The organism is Rhizobium sp. AC44/96 (genome assembly GCF_001692185.1).
Classification (GTDB): domain Bacteria; phylum Pseudomonadota; class Alphaproteobacteria; order Rhizobiales; family Rhizobiaceae; genus Rhizobium.
The window spans coordinates 352,148-364,556 of the sequence record NZ_LXKO01000014.1 but is presented as its reverse complement, the minus strand read 5'-3'; the positions used below and the strand labels follow the sequence as shown (position 1 = coordinate 364,556).

10 protein-coding genes are annotated in these 12,409 nt (G+C 59.7%); 8 read left to right on the top strand and 2 right to left on the bottom strand.

The window, feature by feature from the left end:
• Both A6U87_RS14325 and A6U87_RS14320 read left to right on the top strand, forming a co-directional pair.
• Positions 1 to 582 carry an AAA family ATPase gene (locus A6U87_RS14325; protein ID WP_065691915.1) on the top strand — a complete coding sequence of 194 codons (582 nt, stop codon included), beginning with the start codon at positions 1 to 3 and terminating at the stop codon, positions 580 to 582.
• The gene (locus tag A6U87_RS14320; RefSeq protein WP_244499494.1) at positions 579 to 1,187 is read left to right on the top strand and encodes a nucleoside 2-deoxyribosyltransferase; all 609 of its coding nucleotides are present in this window, start codon (positions 579 to 581) and stop codon (positions 1,185 to 1,187) included. Before A6U87_RS14325 ends, A6U87_RS14320 begins: the two co-directional genes overlap by 4 nt.
• 542 nt (positions 1,188 to 1,729) lie before the next feature.
• Here the strand turns inward: A6U87_RS14320 and A6U87_RS14315 are convergent.
• Together A6U87_RS14315 and A6U87_RS14310 are read right to left on the bottom strand one after the other, a co-directional pair.
• Positions 1,730 to 3,418, bottom strand: coding sequence for a hypothetical protein (locus A6U87_RS14315; RefSeq protein ID WP_065691914.1), 1,689 nt, complete (start codon positions 3,416 to 3,418; stop codon positions 1,730 to 1,732).
• 131 nt (positions 3,419 to 3,549) lie between these two features.
• On the bottom strand, positions 3,550 to 3,843 hold the full coding sequence (locus tag A6U87_RS14310; protein ID WP_065691913.1) for a hypothetical protein: 294 nt from the start codon (positions 3,841 to 3,843) through the stop codon (positions 3,550 to 3,552).
• 783 nt (positions 3,844 to 4,626) lie between these two features.
• Here A6U87_RS14310 and A6U87_RS14305 point away from each other — a divergent pair.
• The 6 genes from A6U87_RS14305 to aspT all read left to right on the top strand — a co-directional run bounded on the left by A6U87_RS14305 (position 4,627) and on the right by aspT (position 12,280).
• A complete protein-coding gene (locus tag A6U87_RS14305) occupies positions 4,627 to 5,643 on the top strand; it encodes a transporter substrate-binding domain-containing protein (RefSeq protein ID WP_244499510.1) in 1,017 nt (338 codons plus the stop codon).
• A 298-nt stretch (positions 5,644 to 5,941) separates the two neighbouring features.
• Positions 5,942 to 6,751, top strand: a complete 810-nt coding sequence (locus A6U87_RS14300) for a hypothetical protein (protein ID WP_065691912.1) — start codon at positions 5,942 to 5,944, stop codon at positions 6,749 to 6,751.
• Positions 6,752 to 6,931: 180 nt separating this feature from the next.
• Positions 6,932 to 8,341, top strand: coding sequence for a DUF3300 domain-containing protein (locus A6U87_RS14295; protein ID WP_065691911.1), 1,410 nt, complete (start codon positions 6,932 to 6,934; stop codon positions 8,339 to 8,341).
• Between the two features lie 23 nt (positions 8,342 to 8,364).
• Positions 8,365 to 9,306 (top strand): DUF2950 family protein, encoded by a 942-nt coding sequence (locus A6U87_RS14290; protein ID WP_065691910.1) that lies wholly within the window; start codon positions 8,365 to 8,367, stop codon positions 9,304 to 9,306.
• 2 nt (positions 9,307 to 9,308) lie between these two features.
• On the top strand, positions 9,309 to 10,529 hold the full coding sequence (locus A6U87_RS14285) for a hypothetical protein (protein WP_065691909.1): 1,221 nt from the start codon (positions 9,309 to 9,311) through the stop codon (positions 10,527 to 10,529).
• Positions 10,530 to 10,597: 68 nt separating this feature from the next.
• Positions 10,598 to 12,280, top strand: coding sequence for an aspartate-alanine antiporter (aspT, locus tag A6U87_RS14280; protein WP_065692223.1), 1,683 nt, complete (start codon positions 10,598 to 10,600; stop codon positions 12,278 to 12,280).
• Positions 12,281 to 12,409: the final 129 nt, after the last annotated feature.

Here is a 12,409-nt window from a genome sequence, read left to right as displayed (position 1 = left end):
TTGGTAAAAGTACAACAACCGCCGGATCCCTGGCAGCGCACGACAACAGAACACGGCTTTGCTGCCGACGAGGTCATTTCGGCCTTTCAGAAGTGCATCCGCCGCGGTCTCACGGACAATGTTCTCCTGCTCGCGTGGGAAATGTTTCTCACAAGTCCGGAAATGGAAGAAATGATGTGGTCGCGCCTTTGCGTAATCGCGGTCGAAGACATCGGCTTCGGTAATGTGCAGGCGCCGATCCTGGTGGAAACGCTCTACCAGCAGCACCAGCGCTACCCGCGGCCTGCCGGCGATCGCTTCCTGTTTGCGGCGCACGCCGTGCGTCTGCTCTGCTCCAGCAAGAAGGACCGCACGAGCGATGACATGGTGAACTGGGCCAAGCATGCTGTCGGCCTGGGTGATCTTCTCCCTGAGATACCTGACGTGGCGCTCGATATGCACACGCAGCGCGGACAGGCGATGGGCCGCGACTACTACTTCTTCATGTCGGAAGCCTCGAAGATCATCCCGGAAATCGAAGACAAGGATCAGCGCTATCGCGACTGGATCATGAAGGCATTGGCAGAAGGGCGGTTGTCGTGACGATCAGACCGAAGCTTTACATCGCCGGGCCGGAAGTCTTCTTCCGCAACGGCGAGGAACTGATGCGACGCAAGGGCGAACTGGCGCTCGACTACGGTTTCGCACCAAGTGTCATGGCGGAGACGGAACTCGATCCCACGGGGCTTACTCCGTTCGAGTTCGGCTGCCGCATCAGCGCCGCCAACGAGCGGATGATGCGCGATTCCGATGTCGCCATCGCCAATCTGACGCCGTTTCGCGGCATCGCAGCCGATGTGGGCACCGCCTTCGAGGTCGGTTTCATGCGTGCGCTGGGCAAGCCGGTGTTTGGCTACACCAACGTCGTGCGCGGCTATTTCGAGCGATTGACGGAAGACTACTATGGCGGCCGCTGCGAGCGGCAGTCAGATGGCTATGTCAGGGGCCCCGATGGAATGATGGTCGAAAACCACATGATGGTCGACAATCTGATGATTGACGGTGCCATCGATGTCAGTGGCGGGCTCCTGCTGCGTCGTGACGTGCCGGCTGATGCCGTCTACGAGGATTTGTCCGCCTACGTAGACTGCCTGGCTTCAGCGCGCCGACTTTTCGAGCAAACACAAAACAAGACTCTGCTGGCATAGCTCGAGCACGTCTGCTTTGGGATCTACGCTCCTGCCAACTCCGGTGTGGCAGGAGCGTAAATGGAGTTGTCACGTTGTCGAACCTTGAGCGGTCTTTGTCGCGGGCAGCCTCGAGAGATCATGGCCGCCTTGATTACAGCATGCCAAAGCAGTGGTTTCAGCCGGCGATCGAAATCACCACCTCACCCAGATGCCAGACAGTCTGGCGCGAAAGGTGGTGGACGCAGCCTTGAAAGGATGCGAACTGTCGCCAACCATCGAAGCTGGCACGCATCTGATAAAGGGCTCACTCTGGCTCGTAGTCCAGTTTTCGAACACAACGGCGTTTTCTTCGGTTGCTACGTTGTGACGCGGGAAACCGGCCACCCCAAGTTCACTTCCGGCTGTCATGCATATCGCGCTATGACCGACAGAGAGAAGCAGTGCGGCGATGACACCCGAGATTGGCAGCCCTAGGCAACAGCTAAGATTCCCGCTTCGTCCAAGGTCAGCGACGCGGGTACTGACAGCGACGTCTATTGAAGTGCTGCTGACCACTTCCTTCAGTCAATGCGAATGCTCCCTACGGGTTCGAAATCAGCACCGGCCTTTATCAGGCCCCGCTCGAGCATTGAAGCCAGGTCGGATTGCAAACCGGTTGCGTCCATTGTCATTCGGAACATAGAGCCGCTAACGCCTGCGTTGTCGACACTCGCCTTCGCCTGGTCCGAGCCGAGCTCTCCGAGCGATGCCGAACGGATCACGTTCGTGAGAGGGCTGCTGCCATTTATCTGCTCGGCCCACAGCAGGGCTTCCGAGTATCGGGCGTTGCGAAATGCATCCAGCGCCAGTACAACCATCGCGCATCGGGGCACCACGGGTGTTTCCTTGCTGGCGTCCAGCGCCATTGATACGCCCGCTTGCCTGTATCCGGCGAAATAGAGCACGCCGCCCAACGCGGCCGCCGCATCCGGATTGTTCGGGTTGAGAGAAATCGCCCGGTTGCCGGCTTCGATCGCGGCCTCCGGCCTGCCTTTTGCGGCCTGCGCCGCCATCACTGCCATTTGCGCTCGGTCGGACATCGGCGCGGTGCCTGCTGCTTTCGTTGCGAGACCGAGCGCGCGATCAGCGATTTCGGGCGCTGTCGCCCTTCCCTGCGGGGTGACGAGGACCCGCGCCAGCAATGCACTGGCATCGGAATCGTCGGGCCTCAGCCGAAGGGTCTGTTGCAGGCACTCCGTCGCTGCGCCAAGATCGCCCCTAATATCGAGCGCGTACTCGGCCCTTATCACGCATCCGTTGCCGAGGGACGAACCATCGGCTTGCAGTTCGATACTATTGATGATGCCTCGATTTGCCGCGATCCGCTGCGCCAGCGTCTTGACGATCTCATCCTGTACAGCGGTGTCATTCTTTCCTGTCGTGTCGACACGTTCAAGGCCGGACGTCAGCAGCCGGCCTGTGACGTTTTCGACGACCTGCCACCACACGCTTCGATCATCGCCGTCGCCATAATATTTGAGTTGGATCTCATAGCGTCGATCAGACCCGTTGGACCGCACGGAGGCATAGGCCGGCTGCGCGACATTCAGCGTCTGGAACTGCGTCAGGGCCGTCAGCAGGCTGTCTCGCATCTGATTTGCCTCTGCGGTACGGTCAGGGCTGGCAGCCTCGACAGATACGTAAACAGTGGGTTTTTCGGATATGGTCGGCCTAGAGGTGTAGGCGTAAGCGCCCAGCGCGATTGCCGCCACGGCCACAATCGAGGGCAGCGCAAGTCGCCTCGCCCGTTTCTGATATGGCTTCTCTACCGGTGCGGGAAACGCACGATTTTGGGCGAAATGATCCGGCTCGTGATATGCCTCGACATCTGCGACATGCGCCGTTGAAGCCACTGCCCTCTCGGTGAAGCAGACGACATACTTCCCCTTCTTGATGCTGATCCAGACGTCGTGCTCATCGCCAAACGCCAGATAGTAAGCCTCAAGCGAGGAGCGAAGGCGGCTCATTTCAATGCGGACAATCGGATCGGTGCCGGGGTCGAAATTGCTCGGCCGCCCCAGGACGTCAATCGCAATCGCATAGGCCTTCACACTTTCATGCTCGAAATGTCGTTCGACCAGATAGAGGAGGATGGATTTCTGGCGCTCTGGAACTCGTAGTCTTGGGTCGGCGAGAAGCCGATCAAGGGCGCTCCGCGCCTGTTCGCAGTCCAGATCCTGTTCGCGTCTGTCATGAACTCCAGCACTCATGGTCGTCCCCAGAGCAATCGTCCAAGCTGAAATCTGCGCAGGGGTTTTATTGACTCGATGACATAAAGTTGCAACCGAAATCTCTAATGTAATTCAAAGGAGGTGCTCAACAGTCAGTGAAAGGAGGACGGCTAGAGGGAATCCTTGTCTTCAAGGACGAGCCTGAGCACGTCGCTTTCGATCTCGGCGCACAGCGCCTCATACTCTTCGATCAGCGGGCAGCTCTCCCGATCTCGCTCTTTCTGAAAGCGCCCCAAAGCTACGTTCGCCTCTTCATAGGCTTCGAAGAGTTCGTTGAGGTGGCTCGACCGGGCGGCAATGATCTGCAGGCGACCGCGAATGGAAGGCAGCTTCAGCAGCAGTCGCCAGAGGCCACGCTGCGCCTCCTTCGAACCGTTTCTCGCGAAGCCTCGGGTATCGCCCATCGGATCAACCACGCCTCCCCCATAAGGTGGACCGTATGATGCGCGAAACGGAAAACTTGAGAAGTACGTTACTGTAACATTCGTTGCATACGTGAGCCGAAGCAGCCGGGGCGGGCAGCGGTCGTCTGGGCTTTGGCCAGGCGTTCCTCATCCCGACAGGCACGGACGATCAGCATGACCCCAACAAACGGGGTGTCGCCCCACCGGTGTCGTGCTGAAGCACGACGGCCCTTGGACCTATGGCCTACTCGCCAACTACCTCTGCTCCTTCGCCGGTCCGAACGATCGAGCCGATGTCAGCTCGACTTTCCGTTCGTTTCCTGCGCACATCCGACCCGTGGGCATTCTCGCTGAACGAACAGCAAGTTAACATCGTCGCAGGTGCGTGTTGCTCGGCAGGCGCGCCGAAAACCGGCCCGAAGACTGAGCTTTCGCGTAGGACTGACTTGCTGTTTCGCAGATGATCCCCGTGCATCAAATATTCCGTTTGTCGTCCTGAACGTGCTTGCGCAAACCAGACATGCTCGGTCTTCCGGCTGACATTGTTCAAACGCCGGTGCGGTCTTCCCTAATCCGGCGAGCGCTCCATCTCAGGAGTCCTGGAAGCCAACCCTGCCGTGTTGGTTGAGGATGATGGAAAAAGTCAATGCGTTTGGACGGTCCGGCTTCGTGGCTGCTATGATCGGAATGCGTTCTATCCGCATGGCGTTCTACTCTCTGGGCGTCTGCTTTACGCTGGCCGCGTCCTTAGACCATGCGGTCGGGCAACATCTACCGCCGGCGATGGCAGGCTTCCCTGATCGGGAGCTTGTGGTCTGCACCAAGGAAGCCCCACCCTTCGCGATGAAGGACGCCGACGGGAATTGGACTGGCATTTCGATCGATCTCTGGCGCGAAATCGCCGGCAAACTCGTAGTCAAGTTTCGCTTCGTGGAAGAACCGTCGGTACAGCAGCTTATTGACATGACCGCACGTGGCGATTGCGATCTATCTGTGGCGGCTATCACCATCACGGCTGAGCGAGAGCGCAGCCTCGACTTCTCACAACCTTTCTACGACACGGGTCTTGGCATAGCGGTACCGACGAACAGCGTTTCGGTCTGGCACGAGATTCTCCGTACGATGATATCGTTTGGCTTTATGCAGGCTGCCGGCGCGCTTATTGGCATCTCACTTGCGGTAGGCGCGTTGATCTGGCTGTTCGAGCACCGCCACAACGAGGATTTCGGCGGCGGAGCGGCAAAAGGACTAGGTGCCAGCATCTGGTGGTCGGCGGAAGCCATGACGCAGGCCAGCACCGGTCATCGTGGTCCGAAGACACTCGCTGGAAGGATTCTTGCCATCATCTGGATGGTGGTTTCGATCATCACCATTGCGGTTTTTACGGCCAGCGTAACATCCGCTCTGACGACCCGTCAGATGCGCGGCATCGTCAACGGCCTCGAGGACTTGCCGACCGTGCGCGCGGGCGCCGTCGCTGGATCGGCGACGGTGGGGTTCCTTGATGGCGAGCGGATCAGGCACCAGGATTTCAACAACGTACAAGATGGCTTCCAGGCCTTGGTGGCCGGGAAAATCGACGCCTTTATTTATGACAAACCGTTGCTCGCCTGGACTGCGGAACAGCATTTCTCTTCAAGTGTACGGGTACTCGACACGGTGTTTGATCCGCAGAATTACGGCATGGCAGTACCCACGCGGAGCCGATATCGCGAAGCCGTCGACATCGCCATTCTGGAGACGATCCACGACGACAAATGGAAGCAGACACTGTTCCGATATCTGGGCGAGGAGAGATGAGGCCATGTGCCCCGATTGAACTCCGGAGTGCCTCGGGCTCAATGACTTGCCGGGAGGAAAAGCGGATTGTGTCTTCACGCTCCGTAACGCCAGCGTTTACCGTAACGTACTTCCCAATATTCACTCCGCGTCTAGGCTCCGCCCCGACCTAAGCCGAAACCTGAACATTGGAGCACGTGATGACCTCCTCAACCCCGTCGGCGCGTTTAGCAATCTCGTCTGCACGGAAGTCGCGTGACAGCTAGATCGCTTCTCTTTCTCGACGTAGCGCCCCTGGGCCAAATGTGACGAGGCTTGCATGAACTTCATCATCGCGATCGCCGAGATCAGCATCTGGGGAATAGGTTTCGTCCTGCTTTGCCTTCAAATGGCGGGCCATGAAGTTGGCTACCGGGTTGGCAGCCGCGCCAGGTCGCAAGGCACCGCCCAACCGGAAAACGTCGGTGTGGTCGTCGGCGGCATGCTTGGGCTCCTGGCCTTCGTGCTGGCATTGACGCTGTCCTACTCCAGTGCCCGCTTCAACGAGCGGCGTCAGGACGCGCTTGCCGAGGCAAACGCCATCGGCACGGCTTCACTACGCGCACAAGCCGTCGGCTCACCCGAGGCCCAGGATGTCGCGAAGCTGCTCGTCGAATATCTGGACGTGCGCGAAGGGTTCGTTCGTGCTGGGCGCGACCCGCAGGCGCTCGAGACGGCGAACCAGCAAACCTCCGCACTGCAGCAGCAGATCTGGAACCGCGTCACTGCGATCATTCGCCAGCGCCCGGACGCTGTGGCGGCCGCTCTGATGAGTGCAGTCAACGAAACCTTTGATGCCAGCACCTCCGAAAGGTTTGCGCTCGATACCCGTCTGCCCGCGCAGATTTTCTGGCTGCTCGTTGGCGTCATGCTGTTGAGCATGGCATCCCTCGGATACCAGTTCGGGCTCAGGGGGCGGCCCGTGCGCTTCCTTGTCCTCCTTCTGACTCTGGTCTGGACGGCTGTCGTGATCGATATCCTCGATCTGGCCACGGCTCGCCTCGGCAGTTTCCGAACTGACGTTCGGGTCTACGAGTGGACCAGGCAAGGACTTGGCGGATCGGCCCCGCCTCCCGCGCCAGTTCAGTAAATCGCGTTGCTTGACCTGTGATCGAACGTTGCTCGACCTCCTTGTTACGTTCAAATTTACCGTAAAGTACTTTTGCAGCTGCACGAATTCTGTTCGGCTGCCTCCCTGAAGTTAGATGGTTTGCCCGACGGCTTGCCCACCCGGTGAAGCAGCCCGGCAACTCTTGTAGGAGACGTGTCGATGGCATTTCGCTTCTTAAACGCCTACGCAAGACGCTCAGCGATCCTTCTCGCGGCGGCGACGTTCATCGGCTTAGGCGCAGGCCTGGCCCACGCCCAGGAACAGACAGCCACTCCACAAGCATCCGCAACGACAGGGACCGCGGACTCAACCGAATTGAGCGATGAGGACATGCAGGTGCTCGTCGCGCGCATTGCGCTCTACCCCGATGAGCTGGTCGCGCTGATAACCGCGGCTTCGCTCTATCCGCTGCAGATCGTCGAAGCCGCACGGTTTCTGGATCAGGCAAAAGGGAATTCCTCGCTGAAGCCAAAGGACGATTGGGACGGCAGTGTCGTGTCGTTGCTCAACTATCCCGATATCGTCAAGATGATGAGCGGCGATCTCGATTGGACACAGGACCTCGGCGATGCCGTCGCCGACCAGCAAAAGGATCTCTTAATCGCCATTCAGACGCTGCGTGACAAGGCGGTCGCTGATGGGATCATCAAGTCGGACGACAAGGTGAAGGTCGTCCAGCAGAACGACAACGTGGTCATCCAGGCCGCCAATCCCGAGAAAATATACGTACCGCAGTACGAACCTCAGATGCTCTATGACGACGGCTACGCCCCGGCGCCGATCGGCTACTATCCGGATCCCTACCCGAACTATTATTACCCCACCGCCACCTACTTCGCCGGCTTCGTCACAGGGGCGGTTTTCGGCGCCGTTGTCGACTGGGACAGGTGGGGTGTCTGGGGCGGCCATTTTGATGGGAACGACATCGATATCGACTGCGATCACTGCTTCAACAATTTCGATCGAAACGGGAAGGTCAATTTCAACGATGTCGACTGGAAAAACGTTGATCGCAGCAAGATCAAGTTCGACCACAGTCAGTTTGCGAACATCGACAAGACCAATATCCGCAACCGGTTGGAAGCGGGCGGCAACAACGATATTCGCGCCAGGGCGAAGTCCGTCAAGGCGAACGCAGCAAAAGCCGACCACGCCAGAGTGACGCCGGCGGCGATCAAGGACGTCAGGACCAACAAGATCGCTGGCGGCAATCGCCCCGGTGCCGGCGGCGGCGGCGAACTCCGTGATCGTGTGGGCAACGGCCCATCCGGCGACCGGCGCGGCGAAATCGGCAATCGCGATATCGGCCATCACGCCATGGCCGGCAAGCGCGACGTCCGTCCGAACCGGCCCTCGGGGCTTGGCGAAGTCCGACCCCGCGGTGCCGCAAATCTTCACTCGCAGCGCGGCGGGCAGGCGATGGGCGGCGGGCACCATGCCAACCGTCCGGAGTTCTCCCATCATGGCGGAGGTGGCGCTGGCGGCGGAGGGCCTCATTTCAGCGGTGGTGGTGGCCACGGAGGTGGCGGTGGCCACGCTCGCAGACCCCACGGTGGACGTCATCGCTAAATCGATCAAACGGAGTTACTGCCATGAGTGTTCATAACAGTCGCATTGGATTTCGTTTGCTTGCCACAGCCGCCTTGGCGGTCCTGCTATCGACTGCGGGCGCGCATGCCGCGACGAAGGATCTTGTCGATCTGGTCGCAAAACAGCCGCCGATCGAGTATGACAACGCGGACGCAGCCATGTCCGCGTTCAAGGATGCGGTGAACGCCTCCGACCTCGACAAGCTGGCCGCCATCCTGGGCGTGGACGCGGCTCACCTCAAAATGACCGACGGCGTCTCTGAAACGCTGGCTGCCATCAAGGACGGGATCGGAAAACGCATCGCCCTCGAGGAGACCAACGGCCATAACATCATCGACGTCGGCGAAGTGATGTGGCCCTTCCCCTTCCCGATCGTCAAGGCCGCGACCGGCAAGTTCGCCTTCGACCCGGTGGTGGGCATCGAGGAGATCATCAATCGTCGCATCGGTGAGAATGAGATCCAGACGATCGAAACCGTCCGGGGATATGTCGATGCCCAGGAGGAATACGCGAGCGCCGACCACAACGGAGATGGTGTACTCGAATATGCGCAGAAGCTCGTCAGCAGCCCCGGTCGTGCCGATGGTCTCTACTGGCCCAAGAGCGACAGTTTGGGTGAAAGCCCGGCGGCGCCCTATCTCGACTACGTCCAATTCGACAAGGCGAAGAACGACGGATATTTCGGCTATCGCTACAAGATCTTGACCCGGCAGGGCGGCAATATCGCCGGCGGCGCCTATGACTATGTGATCAACGGTCACATGATCGCCGGTTTCGCCCTGGTTGCATGGCCGGCCAAGTATGGCGAAACGGGGGTAAACACCTTCGTGGTGAACCGCAATGGCATCGTCTACCAGGCCGATCTCGGCGCGGACACAGACAAGATCGCGCGCGCCATGAAGCAATTCAATCCAGGCGACCGATGGTCCGTGACCGAGGACTGAGAATGGAGAAGACGGACCCCGCGCCTTCTACCCTGGGAGAAGGAAATGCCGACGGCTCCGATCGCCTGGAGTTTCTTGCGGCGCACGGCGGTCCGTTCTTCGAGCTTCAGCGACGGCTCAATCTGCTTCATGAAAAGAGCCTATGTACGGGCCGTCGCATCTTGCTCTTCGTCACCATTGCCTGGGTTGTTCCGCTGCTGCTGACGCTACCGACCCTGGGCTCGGATTCACCCACTTTTTGGGCCTATCTTTCCGACCCGGGACCATGGTCGCGTTTCCTTGTCGGCATCGCCGCTTTCGTGGCAGCCGAGCAGGCTGTCGAAACCGGCCTGCGACGAAAGCTCGGCCAGTTCCTGCGCGCGCCCATGATCCCGCCAGAATCGCAAGACCAGGCTGGTGTCGCCTTACGCAAGGCGCTGCGCCGACGGGACTCGGCATTCGCGGAACTCGGCTGCCTCGTGCTCGCCGCCATCTCGGCAGCGCTTGCCTTTGCCACCTTCAACCAGCTTCCGGCTACCAGTTGGGCTGCCACGGTGACTGCCGAAGGCCCACGGTTGACCATTGCCGGATGGTGGTGCGCCCTCGTCAGCATTCCCTTGTTCATCTTTCTGTTCACCCGCGGCATCTGGCGGCATTTGGTTTGGGCCGAACTGCTGCGAAGCGTCGCCCGTATCAAATTACGACTGGTGTCGACGCATCCCGACGGCAAGGGTGGCCTCGCGTTCCTCGGTGAGTACCCGAATGCCTATCTTCTCTTCGTCTTTGGCATCAGTTGCGGCATGGCGGCGGCGGTGTCCAGGCACCAGATGCAGGCGGGGATTTCTGCGGCGACCTTGACCACCATCATGGCGGGCTGGCTGGTGGTCGTCCTCGCCTTCTTCGCCTATCCGCTGTCCGCCTTCTCGAAACCGCTCACTCAGCTGAAAGACAGGACGTTGCTCACGCTCTCGGCTCGCGCCACAATCCAGCAGCGCGCGGTTGAGCGTAAGTGGATCGGAACAAACGTCGCCGCACCTGACGCAAAGGAAGCCGAGCAGGCAATCGATCCCGTCGATCTCACGAAACCATACGAACAGACGCGGAAGCTGTCGTCGATGCTCGTCAATCGCAGCACGTTGCTTCCAGTGGCTGCAGCCGCACTGGTACCGTTCGCAATCGCAGGGGCAACCAAGCTGCCATATAAAGAGGTCTTCTCGGTCCTGAAAAAGCTGCTGCTTATTTGAGGTCACCGGTTCGGTGATGCTCCTTAGGTCTGTCGTGCCTGATGTTGACAACGATCTCGGTGGTGCAAATGCAAACCCTATCCGGAATACTGAACGACCATCCGGAGCTTGCGCTCTTCCTCACGCTCGCCATTGGCTATGCCGTCGGAAAATTCAGGGTCGGCAGTTTCACGCTGGGATCGGTGGCCGGTTGCTTGATCGCAGGCGTGCTGATCGGTCAAACCGGCGTGGAGGTCGCCAACGATGTCAAACAGGCGTTCTTCCTGCTATTTCTCTTTGCGATTGGTTACCGCACCGGGCCGCAATTCTTCCGGAGCCTCAATCGCGAGGCGCTGCCTCAGATCGCCATCACGGTACTGGTCTGTGTCGTAGGACTTGCTGTCGTTTGGGCGCTGGCCGCACTGCTGGGCCTGAACGTTGGGAGCGCCGCTGGCCTTCTTGCGGGCGCGATGACCGAGTCGGCAACCGTTGGCGTGGCGATCGACACCTTCCGAAAAACGGGGGCCCAGGAGGCAGTGCAGCGGGCCTTCGAGGCCGACGTCGCGACCGCATTCGCTGTTTCCTATCTCGTCGGCGTAATCGCAACGATCCTTGTGCTGTCGCAACTCCTGCCGCGACTGCTGGCGCGGCCACTCCGGGAAGCCTGCGCCGAGATGGAAGCAAAACTCAACGCGCCATCGGAAGGGCGAACGACCGGAGAGTCTGCCAGGCGTGCTATCGAAGCTCGCGCTTTCGTCATTGATCCACGATGGGTTGGAATGAGTGTCTCCGAAGCTGAAGCGCAGGTGCCTGCCGGGGCCAAGGCTTACGTCGAGCAAATTCGACGGGGCAGCGACGTTGTCGCGGCCTATCCCGATTTCAGGTTTGAAACCGGCGACGTTGTCGCGGTGGCCGGACTGCGTGGTCTGCTGGTGGACAAAGGCGCCGGAATCGGCAGGGAAATCGATGACGCGGAATTGCTTGATATACCAACCGAAACACTCGATGTTGTCGTCACCAAAAAATCGGTGATAGGCAAGACAATCTTTGAACTCAGGCGGGAACCTGAAGCGCGAACCATCTTCCTGCGCAAGATCACTAGGCTGGGCGAGGAACTTCCTGCGTACGGCGGGTTGAGAATCGAAAGGGGCGACGTAATGACCATCGTCGGCAGCCGCAAGCACGTCGAAGAAGCCGCCGCTGCCGTAGGTTACGCCGACCGGCCCACGACGGCGACAGACATGGTTTATGTCGCCATGTTCATCTTCTTCGGTGGAGTGATCGGTATTCCAGCCCTGCGGATTGGCGCCTTGGAATTGGGGCTCGGCGTGGCCGTTGGGACGCTCCTCGGCGGGTTGGTAGCCGGCTGGCTCCGCGCTCGCAGGCGCACATTCGGCTTCGTTCCAGCGGCCACGCTATGGCTCTTTGATTCCGTGGGGCTTTCCGCCTTCATCGCGTGTGTCGGCATCTCAGCGGGTCCAAGCTTTGTGAGTGGCCTTCTTGCATCGGGTCCTGCGCTGGTATTGATCACGATCGTGGTTGTAGTTGCCTCGCATGGGCTTGCGGTCCTGGTCGGCACTCGGATTTTCAAGATGAACGAAGGCGTACTTCTCGGAACCTGTTGTGGAGCGGGCACCTCTGCCCCTGCCCTGGCCGCCGTTCAGGACGTCGCGAAAAGCAGCGTACCAGCTTTGGGCTATGGGCTTGGGTATGCAATTGGCAACGTGCTCCTTGCTCTCTGGGGTGCGGTTCTAGTGACTGCGCTCGGCTAAGGTCACTGACTGTCCGGCCTCATCTGCTCGGTGCGATTGGCCTGGCGCGGATCGAGCGTCTCGCTCGCGTCTATTTACGGCGCCTGTCCAGCCGCAGTCTAACTCACAACTAACACCCCATCCGGGAGG